Origin of the sequence: Brevibacillus fluminis (assembly GCF_052072235.1) — a bacterium.
Classification (GTDB): Bacteria; Bacillota; Bacilli; order Brevibacillales; family Brevibacillaceae; genus Brevibacillus_D; species Brevibacillus_D fluminis_A.
In genome coordinates, this window is record NZ_CM125436.1 from 3,397,815 (window position 1) to 3,419,242 (window position 21,428).

At 52.9% G+C, this 21,428-nt stretch carries 19 protein-coding genes; all 19 read right to left on the minus strand.

All coding sequences use genetic code 11. The annotated features are described in order from the left end of the window. Nucleotide 1 precedes the first annotated feature (1 nt). The 19 genes from truB to tsf all read right to left on the minus strand — a co-directional run bounded on the left by truB (nt 2) and on the right by tsf (nt 21,395). Nucleotides 2-925 (minus strand): tRNA pseudouridine(55) synthase TruB, encoded by a 924-nt coding sequence (truB, locus tag ACTID9_RS16885; RefSeq protein WP_441065795.1) that lies wholly within the window; start codon nt 923-925, stop codon nt 2-4. Next, a complete protein-coding gene (locus ACTID9_RS16890) occupies nt 918-1,919 on the minus strand; it encodes a DHH family phosphoesterase (protein ID WP_441065797.1) in 1,002 nt (333 codons plus the stop codon). The genes truB and ACTID9_RS16890 overlap by 8 nt, the downstream gene beginning before the upstream one ends. Then, complete coding sequence (gene rbfA, locus ACTID9_RS16895) at nt 1,906-2,277, minus strand: 30S ribosome-binding factor RbfA (protein ID WP_441072627.1); 372 nt, start codon at nt 2,275-2,277, stop codon at nt 1,906-1,908. The genes ACTID9_RS16890 and rbfA overlap by 14 nt, the downstream gene beginning before the upstream one ends. 32 nt (nt 2,278-2,309) lie before the next feature. Then, nucleotides 2,310-2,591, minus strand: a complete 282-nt coding sequence (locus ACTID9_RS16900; RefSeq protein ID WP_441065799.1) for a DUF503 domain-containing protein — start codon at nt 2,589-2,591, stop codon at nt 2,310-2,312. Further along, nucleotides 2,591-5,167, minus strand: coding sequence for a translation initiation factor IF-2 (infB, locus tag ACTID9_RS16905; protein ID WP_441065801.1), 2,577 nt, complete (start codon nt 5,165-5,167; stop codon nt 2,591-2,593). Before infB ends, ACTID9_RS16900 begins: the two co-directional genes overlap by 1 nt. A gap of 11 nt (nt 5,168-5,178) precedes the next feature. Beyond that, nucleotides 5,179-5,487 (minus strand): YlxQ family RNA-binding protein, encoded by a 309-nt coding sequence (locus tag ACTID9_RS16910; RefSeq protein WP_122916498.1) that lies wholly within the window; start codon nt 5,485-5,487, stop codon nt 5,179-5,181. Beyond that, nucleotides 5,484-5,774 carry an RNase P modulator RnpM gene (gene rnpM, locus ACTID9_RS16915; RefSeq protein WP_122916718.1) on the minus strand — a complete coding sequence of 97 codons (291 nt, stop codon included), beginning with the start codon at nt 5,772-5,774 and terminating at the stop codon, nt 5,484-5,486. The genes ACTID9_RS16910 and rnpM overlap by 4 nt, the downstream gene beginning before the upstream one ends. Continuing rightward, a complete protein-coding gene (gene nusA, locus ACTID9_RS16920) occupies nt 5,774-6,868 on the minus strand; it encodes a transcription termination factor NusA (protein ID WP_441065803.1) in 1,095 nt (364 codons plus the stop codon). Before nusA ends, rnpM begins: the two co-directional genes overlap by 1 nt. Before the next feature lie 57 nt (nt 6,869-6,925). After that, nucleotides 6,926-7,384, minus strand: a complete 459-nt coding sequence (rimP, locus tag ACTID9_RS16925) for a ribosome maturation factor RimP (RefSeq protein WP_441065805.1) — start codon at nt 7,382-7,384, stop codon at nt 6,926-6,928. Between the two features lie 137 nt (nt 7,385-7,521). Beyond that, the gene (locus ACTID9_RS16930; RefSeq protein WP_441065806.1) at nt 7,522-11,826 is read right to left on the minus strand and encodes a PolC-type DNA polymerase III; all 4,305 of its coding nucleotides are present in this window, start codon (nt 11,824-11,826) and stop codon (nt 7,522-7,524) included. 140 nt (nt 11,827-11,966) lie between these two features. Beyond that, nucleotides 11,967-13,679, minus strand: coding sequence for a proline--tRNA ligase (locus ACTID9_RS16935; protein WP_441072629.1), 1,713 nt, complete (start codon nt 13,677-13,679; stop codon nt 11,967-11,969). A gap of 92 nt (nt 13,680-13,771) precedes the next feature. Beyond that, complete coding sequence (gene ispG, locus ACTID9_RS16940; RefSeq protein ID WP_441065808.1) at nt 13,772-14,827, minus strand: flavodoxin-dependent (E)-4-hydroxy-3-methylbut-2-enyl-diphosphate synthase; 1,056 nt, start codon at nt 14,825-14,827, stop codon at nt 13,772-13,774. A 157-nt stretch (nt 14,828-14,984) separates the two neighbouring features. Beyond that, nucleotides 14,985-16,253, minus strand: a complete 1,269-nt coding sequence (rseP, locus tag ACTID9_RS16945) for an RIP metalloprotease RseP (protein ID WP_441065810.1) — start codon at nt 16,251-16,253, stop codon at nt 14,985-14,987. Between the two features lie 23 nt (nt 16,254-16,276). Further along, a complete protein-coding gene (locus tag ACTID9_RS16950; RefSeq protein WP_441065812.1) occupies nt 16,277-17,428 on the minus strand; it encodes a 1-deoxy-D-xylulose-5-phosphate reductoisomerase in 1,152 nt (383 codons plus the stop codon). A 40-nt stretch (nt 17,429-17,468) separates the two neighbouring features. Then, entirely contained in the window at nt 17,469-18,269 is an 801-nt protein-coding gene (locus tag ACTID9_RS16955; protein ID WP_441065814.1) for a phosphatidate cytidylyltransferase, read from the minus strand. A gap of 21 nt (nt 18,270-18,290) precedes the next feature. After that, nucleotides 18,291-19,064, minus strand: coding sequence for an isoprenyl transferase (locus ACTID9_RS16960; protein ID WP_441065816.1), 774 nt, complete (start codon nt 19,062-19,064; stop codon nt 18,291-18,293). Nucleotides 19,065-19,133: 69 nt separating this feature from the next. Further along, nucleotides 19,134-19,691, minus strand: coding sequence for a ribosome recycling factor (gene frr, locus ACTID9_RS16965; protein WP_441065818.1), 558 nt, complete (start codon nt 19,689-19,691; stop codon nt 19,134-19,136). Next, nucleotides 19,691-20,416 carry a UMP kinase gene (pyrH, locus tag ACTID9_RS16970; protein WP_441065820.1) on the minus strand — a complete coding sequence of 242 codons (726 nt, stop codon included), beginning with the start codon at nt 20,414-20,416 and terminating at the stop codon, nt 19,691-19,693. The genes frr and pyrH overlap by 1 nt, the downstream gene beginning before the upstream one ends. Nucleotides 20,417-20,507: 91 nt before the next feature. Further along, entirely contained in the window at nt 20,508-21,395 is an 888-nt protein-coding gene (gene tsf, locus ACTID9_RS16975) for a translation elongation factor Ts (protein ID WP_441065822.1), read from the minus strand. Between the last annotated feature and the right edge of the window lie 33 nt (nt 21,396-21,428).

Here is a 21,428-nt window from a genome sequence, read left to right on the forward strand (position 1 = left end):
CTTACACCTCACCCTGAAAAACTTTTTCTGGTTTGGCAACCAATCCACGCGAATTGGCGGCGATGCGATGCAAGCCCAGAAGTTGACCTTCCGACAGCAGCCTGATCAGGCTGCCCTCCGGCTCCTTGCAGCCCGGCAGCGCGGTTTCCAGTCCGTTCAAGACCGCTTTCTTCCGCGCAGGCGCAACCTCATAGCTCGGCAAAAAGCTGAGCGCGTCCGCAACCGGTATGATCAAATCCGCACTTGTTCCCGCCTCAACAGCAGCTTCCAGCTGCTCGATGGTCACGGCCTGCTCCAGACGAAACGGCCCGCTTTCCACCCGAATAAGGCGTGCCATGTGGGCAGGATATCCCAATGCGGCGCCCATGTCAACACATAGTGTGCGTATGTATGTCCCTTTCGAGCAGCGGCAAAGAAACGAAACGTCGTAGCCATCATCCGCATGCTGAAAACCGTGAAACACAAAATCATAAATTTTCACTTTTCGCGCCTGACGCTCGATCACGATTCCTTCGCGGGCGAGATCATACAGGCGCTTCCCGTTCACCTTTACGGCCGAGTACATCGGCGGCACCTGTTCGATTTCGCCCAAAAAGCGCGCGAACACTTCTTCAAGCTGTTCGCGGGTAATGCTTCCCTCGGCAATCTTCTGCTCTTCAATGACCTCGCCGCTCGCATCTTCCGTCGTCGTCGTGCTGCCGATTCGCATCGTCACTTCATATGCCTTCGGCAGCTCCTGCAAATATTCGACGATGCGCGTCCCCTGCCCCAGGCAGATGGGCAGCACGCCGGTTACATCGGGGTCGAGCGTGCCCGTATGGCCCGATTTCTTTTGCCCGAGCAGCCGGCGAACACGCATCACGCAATCGTGCGACGTCATTCCCGCCGCCTTGTTTATGACGATGACTCCGTTGACATTACTCATCCGAATCGACTCCAAGCGCTTCACGTAATTTTTCGTACACCACACGTTCGGCCTCGTCCATCGAAACGGTCAGCGTGCATCCTGCAGCGCGCGCATGACCGCCGCCTCCCAGCTGTTTGGCGATTTCAGCCACATCCACGCGGCTTCGCGAGCGCAGGCTCACTTTTACATGGCCCGCCTCCGTTTCAAAAAAGGACACGCCCACTTCCACGCCCTCGATATTGCGGCAATGGTTCACGAAACCGCCCGCATCCTCGCTGGTAGCACCTGTCGTTCGCAAATCCTCGCGCGTCACCTTTAGCGAAGCGACCTGTTTCCCATGCGTGATGGCCAGCGTCTGCAGCGAACGGCGCAGCAGGAGCATATGTTCAAGCGTCGTCTCCTCCAAGCAGCGCTCTGCAAGCTCTCCTGGCTTCAAGCCGTATTGCAGCAGCTCTGAGGCGATCTTGAGCACATTCGGAGAGGTGTTCGAGTAGCGGAAGCCCCCTGTATCCGTCAAAAGGCCGGTGTAAAAGCAAACCGCCAATTCCGGATTGAGCGTAAAATCGTTCGCGACCGCAAGCTCGTACATGATTTCCGCAGCAGCGGCAGCATTGGTCCGAATGACGTTTACGTTCCCGAACTCATCGTTCGTCGGATGATGGTCGATATTGAGAATGCGTGCATCATCGTGAAACAAATGACGAACATTCCCCATTCGCTTGGAATCCGCAGCGTCGATCGCAATCACGTGAGAAAACCGCTCCGCCACTTCATCTTTTTGCAAATTCCGGATATGCGAAAAACGAGGGAGATACCCGAATTTAGCTGGCGTCTCCCCTTCATTGACAATCACATATGTTTTTCCCAGCTGCTCAAGCAGCAAGGCGCAGGCGAGAACCGAACTGGTCGTATCGCCGTCAGGATTGACATGGGATACAACCAGAAATCGTTCGGATTCACGCATGAACGCCCCTGCAGCCTCCAGAGCGAGCTGATACTCATTCTTGCTCATGCTTGACCTCTCCTTCAGGTGTGGAGATTTCGCGCAGGATGTTTTCAATCTTGTTGCCGTAATCGATGGATTCATCCAGTTTAAAAACGAGGTCCGGCACATGGCGCAGCTTGATGCGGCGACCGATTTCCGTGCGCAGGAATCCTTTTGCCTTTTGCAGGCCGGCCAGGCTGCCGCTGCGCTGTTCAGCAGAGCCGAACACGCTGATGTACACCTTTGCCTGCTGCAGATCAGATGTCACCTCGACCCCTGTCACGGTCACGAATCCGATCCGCGGGTCTTTCAAGCCCCGTTGCAAAAGCAGGCTCAATTCCTTTTTAATTTCTTCACCCACGCGATTCGTGCGTGTTTTGTTCATCCCCATGCGGCATTCACCTCTTGTTATCCGCCTCAGTCGCAGTAATCAGTATCAACGGCAATCAACTCCACGCCGGGAGCGATTTCCACCAGCCGAACGACGGCATCGAGCTCCTTTTGCAAAAACGCCATTTCATTGGCAACGGCAGCGACCACGATTTCGGTACGCTGCCACTGCTCCAGATAGGCGGTTTCCGCCGCCGACACATTAAATTTGTTGCGCAGTTGTGAAATGAGGCTTTTCACAACCGCACGTTTGTCTTTCAAGCTTTGGCTGTGTGCGATATGCAGCTCCAAACGCACAGTCCCAACCATTATTGTTTGACTTCCACCATTACGAAGGCTTCCACAATGTCGCCCTCTTTAATATCGTTAAACTTATCCAATGTAAATCCGCATTCGTAACCGGCTGCGACTTCCTTGGCATCGTCTTTGAAGCGTTTGAGCGTATCCAGCTTGCCTTCGTAAATGACAACGCCTTCGCGGATCAGGCGAGCGCCTGCATCGCGGCTCAGCTTGCCTTCCGTAACGTAGGAACCTGCGATGTTACCCACTTTGGAAATCTTGAATACTTGGCGAATCTCCGCTTGACCGATGATGGACTCTTTGTAAACCGGATCGAGCATCCCTTTCAAGGCGGATTCGATTTCTTCGATGACGTTGTAAATGACGCGGTGCAAACGGATGTCGATTTGCTCTTGCTCCGCCATGTTGCGCGCATTCGGCTCAGGGCGTACGTTGAAGCCGATTACGATCGCGTTGGAGGCATTTGCCAGCGTAATATCCGATTCGGTGATCGCGCCTGCGCCTGTATGAATGATCTTGATGCGGGTACCGTTCACATCGATTTTTTCCAACGAACCGCGGAGCGCTTCGACGGAGCCTTGTACGTCCGCTTTGATGATCAGGTTCAATTCCTTGATATCGCCTTCCTGGATATGTTGGAACAAATCGTCCAGCGATACGCGGGTATTGGCACGACGCTCGGATTCGCGCAGCTTGGATGCACGCACTTCCCCGATTGCACGGGCTTTTTTCTCATCTTCAAAGACCATGAACTGATCGCCTGCTTGCGGCACATCGTTCAGACCGGTAATCTCGATCGGTGTGGATGGTCCTGCTTCTTTAATTCTTCTGCCTTTATCGTTGACCATTGCACGCACGCGGCCAAATGCAGCGCCGACAACGATCGGGTCACCGATTTTCAGCGTGCCGTGCTGCACCAGAACGCGGGCAACAGGCCCTTTCCCTTTATCCAGCTCGGCCTCGATAACCGTACCGCGGGCACGTTTGTTCGGGTTCGCTTTCAACTCTTGCACTTCTGCGACAAGCAGGATGTACTCGAGCAGTTCTTCGATCCCTTTGCGCTGTTTTGCCGAAAGCGGGCAGAAAATCGTTTCGCCGCCCCACTCTTCCGCTACCAGACCGTACTCGGTCAGCTCTTGCTTGATACGGTCGAGGTTGGCGTTTTCTTTGTCGATCTTGTTCACCGCTACGATAATCGGTACATTCGCCGCTTTGGCATGGCTGATCGCTTCCACGGTTTGCGGCATAACGCCGTCGTCCGCTGCGACAACCAGAATGGTGATGTCGGTGATTTGCGCACCGCGTGCACGCATCGTCGTAAACGCAGCATGGCCCGGTGTATCGAGGAACGTGATTTTCTTGCCTTTGATTTCTACCTGATACGCACCGATATGCTGCGTGATCCCGCCTGCCTCGCCCGCTACCACGTTTGTGGAACGGATGGCGTCAAGCAGCGTTGTTTTCCCGTGGTCAACGTGACCCATGATGGTGACAACCGGCGGACGCTCCTGCATGTCTTGCGGCTGATCCACTTCTTCAATCGTTTCGAAGTTGGTCTCGTCGATGACGATCTTTTCTTCTACTTCAACGTTGTATTCGCTGCAGATCAGTTCGATTGTGTCTTTATCCAGATCCTGGTTGATCGTCGCCAAGATGCCCAGACCAAACAGCTTTTTGATGATTTCAGCCGGCTCTTTGCGCAGCTTTTTCGCCAGTTCCCCTACCGTCAAAGATTCGGTAAACACGATCTTTGCTGGCGGTTCGAGCTGTGGACGCTGCTGTGGCGGCGGAGTGGACTGACCTCTTCGGTTGTTTTGGTTGCGGTTGTTTTGTCCTTTGGTAAAGGATGGCGATTTTTTGTTGTCCTCGAAGCTTTTCTTTACGCCCGGATTTTTCTTGATTTTTTCCCGCTTTTCCAATCCAACTTTTGCGGGAATTTTCACTTTGTCCTCAAAATCTTCAGCTGGTGCTGCAGTGTTGTCGATGTCTTCAACAGTCGTAGTCGGCTGAATGTTCGCCTTGGCTTGGTTCGTCGGCTTTGCGGTGTGGTTTTTATTGTCGTTTGATTTTCTCAATTGGTTTTTCCCCTGTGTTTTTTGTTGATTTGAGCGCTGTTCAAAAGCGCCTGGTGCATTGGATCGATTGGGTCGTTCACCGGTTTGCGGTCGCCCGCCTCCCCCCGGTCTTCGATCCTGCTGGGCGTTCCCCTGCTGTCTGCTTGCATGACTGCCTTGTCCGCCCTGCTGTGGCCTAGAGCCCTGGCCACCTTGATTTTGTTGCGGTCTGCTGTTTTGTCCACTTTGCTGTTGCGAACGATTGCTTTGCCCGCTTTGTTGCGGCTGAGGCTGGGAAACTTGCGGTGGTCTCGGTTTGACAGCGGCACTCGGTTCACCGGCGGTTTTTTCGCTGCCGGTTCGAGCTGTTGCTCTTAATTTAGCCATATGCTGCTCTACCTTATCCACCATTTCCTGATCCATGATGCTCATGTGGTTCGATACATCTATGTTTAGCCTTTTAAGCAAATTCAAGATTTCCTTACTGCTCATATTATGTTTTTTGGCGTATTCATACACGCGTGTTTTCATAACTTCACCCCTTACGAAATAGGTGTGAGAAGGCGCTGGATGCTCTGTGCAAAGTGGACGTCTGTAACCGCAAGCGTAACGCGCGCTTCTTTTCCAATCGCATGACCCAACTCTTGCCGGTTTAATGGCTGGTAGCAAGGAATGGAATAATACTGGCATTTGTCCGTTATCTTCTTGACGGTGTTCGCAGAAGCATCTGTGGATAACAAAACCAGTCGTGCCTGTTTGCTTTGAATCGCACGCACTACCAGTTCCTCACCCGTTGTCACCTTACGGGCACGCATGGCAAGCCCTAGAATCTGTGTCAATTTCGGGTTCACTTCCCGATCAACTCCAGCCATTGGTTGCGAAACGCATCATATTGCTCTTGTGAAATCGTCATGTTCAAAGCGCGCTCCAACGTTTTTTTCCATTTGCCTGAGGCGAACGTATCCGGTGTCATGCACGTTTCGCGGCGGCATACGTAAGTCCCGCGTCCCGCTGCTTTCCCGTTCAGATCGATCCGGATTTCTTCCTCTGGCGTGCGAACAACGCGGACCAGCTCTTTTTTCGGATACATCTCCTGACAGACGATGCACTTGCGAAGCGGAATCTTCTTCTGCTTCATCATTCATCCACATCCACCAGTTCTTGATTCTCGGCACTGCGTGGGTAGTCGATTCCTTCCTGCTCGGCTTGGCTCTCGCTTTTGATGTCGATTTTCCAGCCGGTCAGCTTGGCCGCGAGACGTGCATTTTGGCCGCGCTTGCCGATCGCGAGCGACAGCTGGTAGTCCGGAACGATGACACGAGTGACCTTCTCCGCGACATTTACGTCTACATAGAGCACCTTGGACGGGCTCAGTGCGTTTTTCACATATTCAGCCGGGTCCTCGGACCAGCGCACGATATCGATCTTTTCGCCTTTCAGCTCATTGACGATCGTCTGTACGCGCATGCCCTTCGGTCCGACACAGGCACCCACCGGATCAACTTCCGGATTGACGGAGTGAACCGCGATTTTGGAACGGTCGCCTGCTTCGCGGGCTACCGACTTGATTTCGACAACCCCGTCGTAAATTTCCGGCACTTCCAGCTCAAACAGTCGTTTCAGCAGGCCAGGATGCGTGCGGGAGACCACGATTTGCGGTCCTTTGTTCGTTTTTTCAACCTTGATAATATATGCCTTGATCCGATCTTGCGGCTTAAATTCATCGGTCGGCATTTTTTCGGTAAGCGGCATGATCGCCTCCACCTTGCCGAGATCGATGTAATAGAAACGGCTATCCTGGCGCTGCACAACACCGGTGACGATGTCGTCCTCGCGCTCGATGAATTCGCTGTAAATCAAACCGCGCTCGGCTTCGCGAATGCGCTGGGTGACCACTTGCTTGGCCGTTTGCGCCGCGATGCGACCGAAGTCGCGCGGAGTCACTTCAATCTCCACGATGTCTTCCAGACGGTAGTTGGGGTCGATCTCATGCGCCGCTTCCTGCGAAATCTCCAAGCGTGTGTCAAGGACTTCCTCCACCACCGTTTTGCGGGCATATACGCGCACTTGACCGGTAAAGCGGTTCACATCCACCCGCACGTTTTGCGCTGAATTGAAATTACGTTTGTATCCAGAGATCAGGGCAGCTTCAATCGCTTCGATCAGAATGTCCTTGGCGATTCCCTTTTCTCTTTCAATGTCTTCTAATGCTTGGATAAACTCCGAGTTCATTTTTTCTTTGCCCCCTCCTTTCGGAATTGCAACATCATGTATTTGTCGTGTGCTTCCTTAAAAAACGATTGCCATCCGCGCGGACTCAATCTGCGCGAGCGAAATGCGATACGTCTTCTTCGCTTCCGCAACCGTTAACACACCTTCTTCAAAGGATGTCAATTCCCCTTCAAAAACAGTGTGGCCGTCGATTTCTTCTTTGGTGACAATATGTACGTGTTTGCCGACCGCCTTGCGATAGTCATTCTCCTTGCGCAGCGGACGCTCTGCACCGGGTGAAGAGACTTCCAGGAAGTACGCCGTCGGAATCGGATCGACCTCGTCGAGACGCTCGCTCAACCGTTCGCTCACAGCGCCGCAGTCATCGATATCGATGGTGCCCGACTCGTTGTCGATGAAGACGCGGAGAAACCAGTTGCTCCCCTCTTTCTTGTACTCGACTTCAACGACTTCCAGATTCATTTCTTCCATGATGGGTGCAAGCAGATCTTCAACGATTTGCGTTACCTTACTCACTTCAGGTACCTCCTTTGCTTCATGCTCATTTACCCAGAAAGAAAGAGTGGGTTTCCCCACTCTCAACAGTAACGAGTATCAACAGTATTCCCAAAGAAATTATAGCATAACGTTCCTAGCATGACAACCGTGAACGGCTAAAACAGGGAAAGCTGGTTGGATTCCGGCAGTCCTTGCAAAGCCCCCTGCTCTTCCAAATACTCCAAAATCGTTTTGGAAATCCGCGAGCGGGAAAGCAAGTCCTCTTTCGACAAAAACTCTCCATCTTCGCGCGCTTTTACGATGCTGATCGCCGCGTTCGTACCGAGACCAGGCAACGCATTGAACGGCGCAAGCAAGGAATCGCCCTCAATCAGGAAGCGGGTCGCGTCCGAACGGTACAAGTCGACATTTTTGAATTTGAACCCGCGCTCAACCATTTCCAGCGCCATTTCCAGCACGGTCAAGAGCGCCTTCTCTTTTGGCTGCGCATCATGCCCTTTGCCCTCGATCTCCTCGATCTTGGCGCGAATGGCTGCAGAGCCTTTGACCATCAACGGAATGTCAAAGTCGTCGGCACGGACCGAGAAATACGTCGCGTAAAACTCAAGCGGGCGATGCACCTTGAAGTAGGCGATGCGCACGGCCATCATGACGTAAGCGGTCGCATGCGCCTTCGGGAACATGTATTTGATCTTCTGGCACGAGTCGATATACCATTCCGGCACGTTATTGGCTCTCATCTCTTCCTGGTCTTCCTCGTTGACGCCCTTCCCTTTCCGCACGGACTCCATGATTTTAAACGCTCGTGACGGATCGAGCCCTTTGTAGATCAGGTACACCATGATGTCGTCGCGACAACCGATTACATCCGACAGCTTGCACGTGCCGGAGCGGATCAAATCCTGCGCGTTGTTCAGCCATACGTCCGTACCATGGGACAGACCGGAGATCTGCACCAGCTCGGCGAAGGTGGTCGGCTTCGTATCCTCGAGCATCTGGCGAACGAATTTGGTTCCGAACTCAGGGATGCCGAGCGTCCCCATATTCGTGCGGATTTGTTCCGGGGTAACGCCGAGCGCTTCGGTCGTACTGAAGATCGACATGGTTTTCGGATCATCCAGCGGGATCGTTTTCGGGTCCATACCGGTCAAGTCCTGCAGCATGCGGATGACCGTGGGATCGTCGTGCCCGAGAATATCGAGCTTGAGCAAGTTGTCATGAATCGAGTGGAAGTCGAAATGCGTGGTCCGCCATTCGGATTCATTGTCATCCGCCGGGTACTGGATCGGGCAAAAATCTTCAATCTCCATGTAGTCCGGCACAACGATGATCCCGCCCGGGTGCTGTCCCGTCGTCCGCTTCACACCCGTGCAACCATTGACCAAACGGGCGATTTCGGCATTGCGCATGACCTTGCCGCGCTCATCCGCAAACTTGCGAACATAACCGAAGGCGGTCTTCTCCGCTACGGTACCGATCGTGCCGGCGCGGTATACGTTATCGACGCCGAACAGTTCCTGCGTATACTTATGCGCCCGTGGCTGGTACTCCCCGGAAAAGTTCAGGTCGATATCGGGTACTTTGTCCCCTTTAAAGCCAAGGAACGTTTCAAACGGAATATCTTGTCCATCTTTGGCGAACATGTGGCCGCATTTCGGACATTCCTTATCCGGCAGGTCAAAACCGGAACCGATCGACCCGTCCAGGATGAATTCGCTGTGCTGGCAGTTCGGGCACAAATAGTGCGGCGGCAGCGGGTTAACCTCGGTAATATCGGACATCGTCGCGACAAACGAGGAGCCGACAGACCCCCGTGAACCGACCAGGTAGCCATCGCGCAGCGATTTGGTCACCAGACGCTGTGAAATCAAATAAATAACGCCGAAGCCGTGCTTGATGATCGAGTTCAGTTCCTTCTCCAGGCGCGCCTCGACGATTTCCGGCAGCGGATCGCCATACAGCTTGCGAGCCTTGACATAGCACATGTCGCGCAGCTCGTCGTCTGCCCCCTCGATGTTTGGCGTATAGAGGCGATCCGGAATCGGACTGACATCCTCGATCATGTCCGCCACTTTGTTCGTATTGGTGATGACGATTTCCCGCGCGCGGTCACCTAAATAGGAGAATGCGGCGAGCATTTCGTCCGTCGTCATCAAATAGAGCGGCGGCTGGTCGTTGGCATCCGGATTGTTTTGGGAGAGCAAAAACACTTCCCGGTACACATGGTCCTGCGGGTTGAGGAAATGGACGTCACCCGTGGCGACGACCGGAATCCCCAGCTCGTCTCCGATCTCCAAAAGCAGCTGGTGATAGCCTTGCACCACGTCCAGCGACGGTATGTTCTCATCGCGTAGCAGCGGCTTGTAATGCTCGATCGGCTGCAGCTCGATATAGTCATAGAAGCGGGCAACCTCTTTCAGCTCTTCCTTTGTTTTTCCGCGCAAAATCGCCTGGAACAGCTCCCCGTCTTTGCAGGCTGTCCCGATGAGCAAGCCTTCTTTGTGCTTTGTCAGCTGGCTGCGCATGATTCGCGGCCAACGGAAAAACGTCTCGACATGCGAGCGGCTGACCAGCTTGTACAAGTTTTTCAGGCCGGTCTTGTTTTGCACGAGGATCGTCGCATGGAACGGCCGGGAGCTTTTGTAATCGGCCTGCTTGTTGCTCTCTTCATTCAGCTGTGCGAGGCTTGTGATTTGCGCTTCGCGAATGTCTTTGAGCATATATTGCAAAATGTGCGCCAGTGCGACGGTATCGTCCAAGGCACGGTGCGCATTGATCAAATCGACGTTGAATCGCTTGGCCAGGCTTCCCAGTCGGTAGCTGCGCATATCTTTGTACATCATTCGCGCCAATGGCAGCGTGTCGAGAAACGGATTGTTCCAGGTTTCCATGCCGATCCGCTTGGCGCACGCATTGATGAAGCCGCGGTCAAACTCCGCGTTATGCGCGACCAGGATCGCATTGCCGGCAAACTCCTTGAATTTGGGCAAAACGACCTCGAGTGTATCTTTGCCGCGCAGCATCTCGTTGGTAATCCCCGTAATCTCGGTCGTCTTCGGCCCGATCGTCAGCTGCGGGTCGACCAGCTCGGTCCATTGATCGATAATCTCGAGCCCTTTCATCTTGACGGCGGCAATCTCGATGATCGTATGCTCAGCGGCATTCAAACCGGTCGTTTCCACGTCAAATACAACGTATTCGGTGTGCTCGTTGATCTCGATATCGTTCGTTTTCGGATCGAGGTTGTAGACGACGTCGATGCCGTCTTCCACGACGTATGCCTCCAAGCCTAAAATGCACTTGATCCCGTTTTTCTTCGCGAGCCCATACGCCTCCGGAAACGCCTGCACGACGCCGTGGTCCGTGACTGCAATCGCTTTGTGTCCCCATTTGGCCGCTGTGCCGATGAGCGATTTCAAAGATGCGACACCGTCGAGCGAACTCATCGGCGTATGGCAGTGCAGCTCCACACGCTTCTCTTCCGCCCAGTCTTTTCGGCCCTGTGCTTCAATTTGGTTCAAATCGTTCGCCGTCATCACGAGTTCGCGGGCAAATTGGTCATGCTGCACGCTGCCGCGCACCTTCAGCCACATGCCGTCGCTGATCGCTTCGAGAACTTTGGCATCTTCTTTGTCGCGGGAAAAAATCTTGACTGTCAGCGAGTCGGTATAATCCGTCAGATGGAACGTCAGCAGATGGCGTCCGCTTTTCAGTTCGCGCAGCTCTTTATTGAACACGGTCCCTTGGATGACAATGCGGCGCTCTTCCTCCTGAATCTCATGGATCGGAATCGCATCGTCCTTGATCTCATAGCCGACCATGATCGTTGTGACCGCTTCCTGCTCCTGCTGGGACTCTTTCTCGGCTTGTACCGCGCTGACCACGACTTCCACAAGCGCCCGCTCTTCTTCCGCACGCTGCTCGAGGAATGCTTTCATCGCCTCATTGTTTTCTTCCACCTGGAAGTGAAAACGCGGCTTGATGTCCGCCACCTTCGCGAACAGCTCGGCCAGCTCGGCATCCACTTTCTTCCGTTTTGCCATTTCCATCGCCATTTCGGTCGGCAGCGTCACCGTAATCAGGCTGCCATCCACCGATTTTTGCGCATTGCGCACCGTTTGCGCGATCGAGTTCACTTTTGGTTCCAAGAGTGCCAGCAGGTAGTTCCAATAATCCGCCACCAATTCGTCAACGCCCGGCGTCTGATCATAACGAAGGTATAAGTCCACTTGTGCCAAATGCGCAAACGAATGCTTCAGCTGGCTATAAAATTGATGATAGACATCCTTGGGCAATAGTCTCGGCAGGGTACACGAAAAAATCCATTCTTTCGTCTGTTTGCGAATCTCCAGTTTATCGATCCGACCCGATTGAAAATAAGGCTGCACCCAATCGGTCGGCAGCTGCAGCTGTTGCACCAGCACGGAAAAGCGCTGCTGCTGTTCTGCTATGCGATCCATTCCCCTAGTCACCTCATCTTGCGAGAAATTCCGTTTGACGCGAAAAAAGAAAAGAGGCACCCTGAATCAGGAATCAGAGTAGCCTCCTACAAGTTCGACAAAAACGGTCATTTTCCTCCCGCTTTCGCCGGAGCAGTATCTTACAGTACAGCCAATTTTTCTTTTACATGGCTGATCAAGTCATCGACGTGAACATCGACAGCTTCGCCGGATCGGCGCACACGCACCTCAACCGTACCCTCGTTGACTTTATCGGAAATCGTGATGCGGATTGGGAGACCGATCAAATCCGCATCTTTAAATTTCACGCCTGCGCGCTCCAGACGATCATCATAGAGGACTTCGATGCCGGCAGCGGTCAGTTTTGCGGTCAGCTCTTCCGCCGCCAAACGCTGTTCGTCTACTTTGGCATTGATTGGAATCACATGAACGTGGTAAGGCGCGATCGAAACCGGCCAGATGATGCCGTTCTCATCGTTGTTTTGCTCGATAACCGCTGCGAGCGTACGGGAAACCCCGATGCCGTAGCAGCCCATGATCATCGGTTTGGAACGGCCGTTTTCGTCAAGGAAGGTCGCGCCCATCGGCTCCGAGTATTTCGTCCCCAGCTTGAAGACGTGTCCGACTTCAACACCGCGCGCAAACGCGATTTTACCGCCGCCGCGAGGGCAATCGTCGCCCTCCATGATGTTGCGCAGATCGGCATAGGTTTTGACCGTGAAATCACGGCCTGGCTGCACATGTTTGATATGATAGTCTGCCTCATTGGCACCGACCAATCCATCTACGATATCCTGAACATAGTTGTCGGCGATGATGTCAATCTTGTCGCCGTCGACACCCACTGGGCCGACAAAGCCGATTGGCGCGCCAACCGCTGCACGCACTTCCGCCTCGCTGGCGAAATCGACATTCGTCGCATCGTACAGGTTTTTCAGTTTTACATCGTTCAGCTCATGGTCACCGCGCACCAGGACGAGAACGATCCGGTCATCGACTTTGCAGACAAGGCTCTTGATGATCGAGCTTGCTTCCACGCCAAGCGATTCCGTCAGCTGTTCGATTGTTTTCACGCCAGGCGTGTGGATTTTTTCAGGTGCAGGCACGCTCGCATCTTGTTTTGGCGCGCCGTTGTACACCACTTCCGCCTTTTCCAGGTTGGCAGCGTAATCGCCTTCTGTCGCATATGCGATCGTGTCTTCGCCAATCTCGCACAGCGCCATGAATTCATAGGTACCGGTTCCGCCGATCGAACCCGCATCCGCTTCAACAGCGCGGAAATTCAGGCCGACACGCGTAAAAATATTGGTATAGGCATTGAACATGTCCTGAAAGCTTTTGTCCAATCCTTCTTGCGTTGTATCAAACGAGTACGCATCCTTCATGATGAACTCGCGGCAGCGAATCAAACCGAAGCGAGGACGAACTTCGTCGCGGAATTTGGTTTGGATTTGGTACAAATTGATCGGCAGCTTTTTGTAGGAATTGATTTCATCGCGAACCAATGTCGTCACGACTTCTTCATGCGTCGGTCCCAAGGCGAACGGACGATTGTGACGGTCATTCAGGCGAACCAGCTCAGGGCCGTACGCTTCCCAGCGGCCGCTCTTTTCCCACAGCTCGGCTGGCTGCATGGCTGGCATCACCATTTCCTGTGCTCCTGCCTTGTTCATTTCATCACGGACAATCGCTTGAATCTTTTGCAAGACGCGCAAACCAAGCGGCAGATAGGAATAAATCCCCGACGCCAGCTGGCGCGCCAGACCAGCGCGAACCAACAGCTTGTGGCTGGCGATTTCTGCATCGGATGGTACTTCACGCAATGTAGGAATAAACATCTGACTCTGCTTCAACACGGACAAGTTCCTCCTTCAATCTCCACGACAAACATTCCATAACGGGTCGGTTGCGATCGCGCAAATGGCGATCGTTCCCATTCCCCTTTTTATACCATGCTGTGAATTTCTTTCATCAATTCTTCAAACAGTTCGGTTTCCTTCACTTTCCGCACAATTTCACCATTGCGGAAAATCAGACCTTCCCCATTGCCGCCAGCAACGCCCACGTCCGCTTCACGCGCTTCGCCAGGACCGTTTACCGCACAGCCCATAACGGCGATCTTCAGCGGCTTCTTGATCGTGGTAACAGCTTCCTCCACCTTGGTAGCCAGACCGATCAGATCGATGGCACAACGGCCGCAAGACGGACACGCGATTACGACCGGATCGTTGTTGACGATATCCAGGCTGCGCAAAATTTGCTTCGCCACCTTGATCTCCTCGACCGGATCGGCCGTCAGCGATACGCGGATCGTGTCGCCGATGCCCATCGAGAGCACGGTGCCGATTCCCACGGACGACTTGATGCTGCCGGAGAACATCGTCCCCGCCTCGGTTACCCCTACGTGCAGCGGATAGTTGCGTTTTTGCGCCATAAGGGAATACGTTTGGATCATCGTTGGCACATCGGACGATTTGAGCGAGATGATGATATTGTCGAAATTGAGTTCTTCCAAAATCTCGACATGGCTCATCGCGCTCTCCACGATTGCTTCCGGGCTTGGATAACCGTATTTATCGAGCAACCGTTTCTCTACCGAACCGGAATTGACGCCGATGCGGATCGGCACATTGCGCTCGCGGCACGCTTCAACGACCGCTTTGGTTTTCTCTTTCGAGCCGATATTCCCCGGATTGATCCGAATTTTATCGATTCCGCTCTCCAGCGCGGTGAGCGCGAGCTTGTAATCGAAATGAATGTCGGCAACCAGCGGCAATGGCGAGCGCTCTTTGATCTGCTTGATCGCACGAGCAGCATCTTCATTGATGACCGCCAATCGAACGATTTGGCATCCTACATCTGCCAAACTTTGAATTTGGGCCAATGTTGCTTCCACATCACGCGTATCGGCGGTGGTCATCGACTGAATGACGACGCTTTTTTGTCCGCCAATTTGTACGCCACCCACAAATACCGGTTTCGTCTCCTCACGCTTGAACATTACGAGGCACTCTCCTTTTGTGTAAAACAAGTCATGCGGCCGCCCGTGCTAGCTTTCGCCCGCACAGGCATGTGGCCGCGCTTTGTTTTTTCTCTCATTTCTGTCTGTACTGATCTGCCTGTTCGCGGTTCTATTTCTCCCAAAATTGGGCGTGACTTTATGAAAAGAAAATGCGGTGCAAGTCGTTCCACGTCACAACGAGGATCAACAGCATCAGGAAGGCAAAGCCAAGGAAATGAACCATTCCTTCCTTATGCGGATCAATCGGTTTGCCGCGCAAGGCTTCCACGATGAGGAACACGAGTCGTCCACCATCCAAAGCTGGCAGCGGCAAAAGATTAAACAACCCGAGGTTGATGCTCAAGATCGCTGCCCATTTCAGCAGGATCGACATTCCTTGCTGGGCGAATTCGCCCGTCATTTTGAAAATGCCCACAGGCCCGCTCAAATCTTTAAGCCCGACGTGGCCGGTGAACAGGGAGGCCAGCCCTTTGACAATCATCGCCGTGAAATCATACGTGGTCTCCGCGCCAAAACGCAGCGCTTCTCCCGGCGAATACACGACCGGGCTGTATACCATGATCTTGCCTACCTGGTCTTTGTTTTCCACTTTGACAGGCACTTTCAGTTGCTGCCCGTTACGATCGATGACAAACGTAAGTGTCTTGCCTGGTGATTTGCTGACCACTTCAACAATCTCCATCCAGGATGCGACCGGTTTCGCATCAATCGTGACGACCCGATCCCCTTCATGCAAGCCGGCTATCGCCGCTGGACCACCTGGATTCACAGGTCCGATTTTGGGCGCATTCGTCGGCACGCCGTAAATCAGGCCGATTGCGACCAAAAGGACAAATGCCAGAATGAAGTTGGCAGCCGGTCCGGCAAAAATCGCCCAGAAACGTTGCGGCACCGTCTTTCCACCAAACTGGCGGTCATGCGGCGCGATCTGCACTTCCTGTCCCGCGCTTACCAGCAACGCTTGCGGATGAACAGCGAATGATCTTGTTTCTCCTGCGACCTCGAGCGTCGCCTGAAGCTTGCGTTCAAGCTCCCAATCCAAGAGCGTCCCTTTCACTACGTTTGCAGGGAGCGCATCCAATTTGTCCAGGAAAAACCGTTTGATTTTGCCCGTATGATCCAATTCGACGCCCACATTCATGTGGGTTTTGAGCACGTCCATCTCTGGATCTTCGCCAGCCATGCGGACCATCCCGCCGATCGGCAACAATCTCAGTGTATACTCCGTCTCCCCACGTTTAAAGCGGAAAATTTTCGGTCCCATTCCCAGCGCAAACTCGCGGCATAAAATGCCCGCCCGCTTGGCCAACAGAAAGTGACCCAATTCATGCACGAACACCAGCATCCCGAAGACGACGATGATCGCAATCACGGACTCTAGCGAATCAAAGTTAGGTAAAGGCAACGGTTAACCTCCTTTTTTACCAATCAGACGCCCGCATGCCCTGCTGCAAATTGTCTCGCCCACGCGTCGGCTGCCATGATTGTTTCCAAATCAGGATTGTGTACGGGTGTATGTGCTACACACGCTTGTTCGACAATTTTTTCGATGGCCAGGAATGTGATTTCGCCCCGCAAAAAGCGTGCGACCGCAATCTCGTTCGCCGCATTGAGGACTGCCGGAAGCGTACCACCCGCCTTGCCACAGTCAAACGCCAGCCTTAACAATGGGTACCGTTCATCATCCATTTCGGCAAAATGCAACGTGGACAATTTCGCCAAATCGAGGCGCTCTGTCGCCAAATTCGTACGGCGCGGATAGGTGAGCGCGTATTGGATCGGCACCTTCATGTCAGGTGTGCCAAGCTGTGCCATCACCGCCCTATCTTTATATTCTACCATAGAGTGTATGATGCTTTCATAATGCAGGAGGCAATCAATTTGCTCATACGGCATATCGAAGAGCCAGTGCGCCTCGATTACCTCAAACCCTTTATTCATCATCGTTGCGGAATCGATGGTGATTTTGGCACCCATGCTCCAGTTCGGATGGTTGAGCGCATCCTGCACCGTCACATTTTTCAGCTCTTCTCTTTTTTTATGACGGAAGGAACCGCCTGATGCCGTGATAATGATCCGTTCGACATCTCCGCGGTGTTCCCCTTGCAAGCATTGGAAAATGGCAGCATGCTCGCTGTCAACCGGCAAAATCGTCACCTCGTTCGCACGAGCGGCTTCCATTACGATATGCCCGGCCGTGACGAGCGTTTCTTTATTGGCCAGGCCGATTGTTTTGCCTGCGCGGATCGCCGCCAAGGTTGGCGCAACCCCAACGCTTCCGACAACGGCCGTCATGACAAACTCGGCGTCGGCATGTGCCGCTACGTCTAGCAAGCCTTGCTCGCCCCAGACGATTTCCGGTTTTTTGCCCTGCAGCCTGCCTTGCAGCTCCCGTGCGGCTTTTTCCGATCCGACCGAGACGAGTTCAGGCGAAAACTGCTGCACCTGCTCCACGAGCAAATCAACATTGCTGCCGGCAGCCATCGCCGAAATGCAGAACGCCTCGGGATGCTCCGCCACTACCGCCAATGTGCTCGTTCCGATCGATCCTGTCGAGCCAAGCAGCGCTATTTTTTTCATGATATTCACCCTCTACCCATGCACATAACAACGGATTTCGTTAGCTTAACAAATGAAGAACATGCAAAATCGGGAATACCACAATCCAGCTGTCGACCCGATCCATCACACCACCATGCCCGGGAAAAATATGCCCCGAGTCTTTCACATCGTAGTGCCGCTTGATCGCCGATTCCACCAGATCGCCGAGCTGCCCCGCGATTCCCGTGACAAACCCGATCAAGATCGCTTTTGAGAGCGGGAGCACCGCAAACCACAGATCGATCCCCACGATCACAACGAGCCCTAAAAGCAGGCCGCCCAGCGCACCCTCCACCGTTTTGTTCGGACTGATGGATGGCCAGAGCTTGGTTTTGCCGATAGCCCGTCCCACGAAATATGCGCCGGAGTCTGTTGCCCAGATCCCCAGCAAAACCAGCATGGTCAAATAAAAACCGTCTGGCGAAAAGTTGCGGGTCGCCGCAATATACGCAAACCCGAATCCTATGTATAACGCCCCAACCAGCGTAAGGGCGACATGTTCAATCTGAAACTGATTTTTGCGAACCACGGTATAAAACAGCAGCAGAAATAACGCAGGCAACAGCAATGGCGTGCTGCCGCCGGTACCGATTGGCACGAGGTTCGAAAAAGAGAGAGACGGCCAAATCAAGCTCATCATCAGTACGTAGCCGACCAGTCCTGCAAAGCTGAACAGCCGCAGTCCGGCCATTCGTAAAAATTCGTACAAGCCGATCGAGGCCAGTAGCACAATGAGCAATGAATACCATTCTTCTCCTGCATAAACAAGGGATAGGAAAATGATGCCACCAATCCCTCCCGTGATGATCCGCTGCTTCAATTGATCCCACCTCTTTATGAGTTACACCGAACCGTAGCGACGAGCCCGTCCTTGATAATCGGCGATGGCTTGATAGAAATCTGCTTTGCTGAAGTCAGGCCAGAGCACATCCGTGAACCAAAGCTCCGTATAAGCCATTTGCCACAGCATGAAATTGCTCAGACGAATTTCGCCACTTGTGCGGATCAAGAGATCAGGGTCCGGAAATTCGCGTGTGTACAGGTGTTGTGCGATCAACGACTCAGTAATCTCTTCCGGCTCAAGGCCCCCTTCTTTTACCCGTTGAGAAATCTCGGAAATGGCACGCACAATTTCGTTGCGCCCGCCATAATTCAAGGCAAAATTCAGCTTCAGGCCTGTGTTGTTTATCGTTTTTCTTTCCGCTTTTTCCAATGCATCCCGCGTGAAAGACGGCAGCTCTTCCTTGCTGCCCACCATGCGGATGCAAACATTCCGTTCGATTAATTCATCCAATTCTGTCGATATAAATTCCTGCGGCAGCTTCATCAAAAAATCAACTTCATCCCGCGGACGCTTCCAGTTTTCGGTAGAAAAAGCATACAGGGTCAAGATTTTGATGCCGATCTCGTCGGCAGCTTTCACAATCTCCTTGACCGTCTTCATGCCTGCACGATGGCCCGCAATGCGCGGCAAGCTGCGCTGTTTCGCCCAGCGGCCATTTCCATCCATAATGACGGCAATGTGCGCAGGCAGCGCTTCCCGATCACGAACTGTATTTTCATCAATGGATTGCCGTTCTTTTCGCGTAAGCATCTGCGAGAGCTTCTCTAACATTAAGCTTTCCCCCAAAATGAGAGATATAGACATAATTCCCCCTCAAACGAGGGGGAAGCTTGCATGGGTCTACACTTCCAAAATGTCTTTTTCCTTTTCTTTCACAACTTTATCCACTTCAAGGATAAATTTATCCGTTGTTTTTTGGATCGTTTCCTGGTGGCGGCGAGATTCGTCCTCCGAAATGGTCGCTGCCTTTTCAAGTTTTTTCAACTCGTCGTTCGCATCGCGGCGGATGTTGCGGATTGCAACTTTCGCCTCTTCTGCGCTCTTGTTCGCGACTTTCACCAATTCTTTGCGGCGCTCTTCCGTCAGCATTGGCACTGCGATGCGGATCACAACACCGTCGTTTGTCGGTGTCAAACCGAGGTCGGATTGCATGATGGCTCTCTCGATGTCCTTCATCGCACCTTTGTCCCAAGGCTGGATTTGCAGCAAACGCGGTTCTGGCGCATTGACGTTCGCCAGCTGGCTGATTGGCGTCGGCGTGCCGTAGTAATCAACCACGATTTTATCGAGCATGGCTGGATTTGCGCGGCCTGCGCGAAGCGATGCCAAGTCCCTTTTCAGTGCGGCTACCGCTTTTGTCATCCGTTCTTCTGCGTCTTTCAATACCGATTGTGGCATCAGGCTTCCCCCTTGACAATAGTTCCAATTTTTTCGCCCATCACGGCTCGTTTGATGTTCCCTTCTTCGGTAATCGAGAACACCATCAACTGAATATTGTTGTCCATACACAAGCTGGAGGCAGTCGAATCCATTACACCCAGACCCTGGTTCAAAACTTCAAGGAACGTGAGCTGGTCGTATTTCTCGGCTGTCGGGTCAACGCTCGGGTCAGCAGTATAAACACCATCAACTTTGTTCTTAGCCATCAAAATGACTTCTGCTTCGATTTCAGCAGCGCGAAGGGCTGCCGTCGTGTCTGTCGAAAAGTATGGATTCCCTGTACCAGCAGCGAAAATGACAACGCGGTTTTTCTCCAAATGGCGAATGGCTTTTCTGCGTATGTACGGTTCCGCTACCTGGCGCATCTCGATCGAGGTTTGCACCCGCGTTGGCACATTTACTTTCTCAAGACCGTCCTGCAGAGCCAGCGAATTCATAATGGTGGCGAGCATCCCCATATAATCGGCCGTAGCGCGATCCATGCCTTTGGAGCTGCCGGAAAGCCCTCTCCAAATGTTACCTCCCCCAACTACGACTGCTACCTGTACACCTAATTCGACGATCTCTTTGATTTGATTGGCAATGGAAAAGATGATTTTCGGGTCAATCCCGTACCCCACTTCTCCTGCCAGGGCTTCTCCACTCAACTTTAACACAACTCGCTTATAAGCAGGAAGTGGCATTTACAGCGGCCTCCATTCATCTACACATTCTCTTGTGCTTCTTATGATTCCTTTAAAAAAGGGAACACATAGGTGTTCCCTTTATTTTGTCTTACTGCTTATTTACTTGCGCCATTACTTCAGCAGCAAAGTCTTCCTGTTTCTTCTCGATGCCTTCGCCTACTTGGAAACGAACGAAAGCTTTCAGGGAAGCGTTTGCTTCCTTCAAGAGTTGGGAAACTTTTTTGTCCGGATCTTTTACGAACGGTTGCTCTACCAAGCAGTATTCTTCGAAGAATTTGGAGAGGCGGCCCTCTACCATTTTCTCAACGATGTTTGCTGGTTTGCCTTCTTGCAGCGCTTGGTTTTTCAACACTTCGCGCTCACGTTCGATCTCGTCTGCCGATACTTCTTCACGGTTTGCAAAACGAGGGTTGGACGCTGCTGCGTGCATTGCGATGTCTTTTGCCAGCTCTTCGTTCGTGCTGTTTTCAATCGCAACGAGGGTACCGATTTTACCACCCATATGTAGGTAGGCACCAAACGCGCCGTTGTCCGCTTTTTCCAAAACAGCCAGGCGGCGGAAGGAGATGTTTTCACCGATTGTCGCGATTTTCTCGCTGATCACGTGAGCCAATGTGTTGCCTTCGCCTTTGAACGGTTGCTCCAGTGCAGCTTCAACCGTTGCCGGGCGTTGTCCGACAACATGCTCGGCGATGTCTTTTACGAGTTGTTGGAACTCAGGGTTTTTCGCAACGAAGTCTGTTTCACAGTTCACTTCTACGATTGCGCCAACGTTGCCGCTCACTGCAACCGCAGTCAAACCTTCAGCCGCTACGCGACCTGCTTTTTTCGCTGCTTTCGCGATACCGCGCTCACGCAGCAGGTCAATCGCTTTTTCCATGTCGCCATTGGTTTCTTCCAACGCTTTTTTGCAATCCATCATACCTGCGCCCGTTCTTTCGCGCAATTCTTTAACCGCTTGTGCACTAATTGCCATGTTTTTTACCTCCCTGGTTTTCGTACGTCCATA

Coding starts and splice junctions, on each gene's coding strand:
- truB (WP_441065795.1), bottom strand. CDS start 925: ATGAGTAATGTCAACGGAGTCATCGTCATAAACAAGGCGGCGGGAATG.
- ACTID9_RS16890 (WP_441065797.1), bottom strand. CDS start 1,919: ATGAGCAAGAATGAGTATCAGCTCGCTCTGGAGGCTGCAGGGGCGTTC.
- rbfA (WP_441072627.1), bottom strand. CDS start 2,277: ATGAACAAAACACGCACGAATCGCGTGGGTGAAGAAATTAAAAAGGAA.
- ACTID9_RS16900 (WP_441065799.1), bottom strand. CDS start 2,591: ATGGTTGGGACTGTGCGTTTGGAGCTGCATATCGCACACAGCCAAAGC.
- infB (WP_441065801.1), bottom strand. CDS start 5,167: ATGAAAACACGCGTGTATGAATACGCCAAAAAACATAATATGAGCAGT.
- rnpM (WP_122916718.1), bottom strand. CDS start 5,774: ATGAAGCAGAAGAAGATTCCGCTTCGCAAGTGCATCGTCTGTCAGGAG.
- nusA (WP_441065803.1), bottom strand. CDS start 6,868: ATGAACTCGGAGTTTATCCAAGCATTAGAAGACATTGAAAGAGAAAAG.
- ACTID9_RS16930 (WP_441065806.1), bottom strand. CDS start 11,826: ATGGATCGCATAGCAGAACAGCAGCAGCGCTTTTCCGTGCTGGTGCAA.
- ispG (WP_441065808.1), bottom strand. CDS start 14,827: ATGTTCAAGCGTGAGGAGACGAAACCGGTATTTGTGGGTGGCGTACAA.
- ACTID9_RS16950 (WP_441065812.1), bottom strand. CDS start 17,428: ATGAAAAAAATAGCGCTGCTTGGCTCGACAGGATCGATCGGAACGAGC.
- ACTID9_RS16960 (WP_441065816.1), bottom strand. CDS start 19,064: ATGTTAGAGAAGCTCTCGCAGATGCTTACGCGAAAAGAACGGCAATCC.
- frr (WP_441065818.1), bottom strand. CDS start 19,691: ATGCCACAATCGGTATTGAAAGACGCAGAAGAACGGATGACAAAAGCG.
- pyrH (WP_441065820.1), bottom strand. CDS start 20,416: ATGCCACTTCCTGCTTATAAGCGAGTTGTGTTAAAGTTGAGTGGAGAA.
- tsf (WP_441065822.1), bottom strand. CDS start 21,395: ATGGCAATTAGTGCACAAGCGGTTAAAGAATTGCGCGAAAGAACGGGC.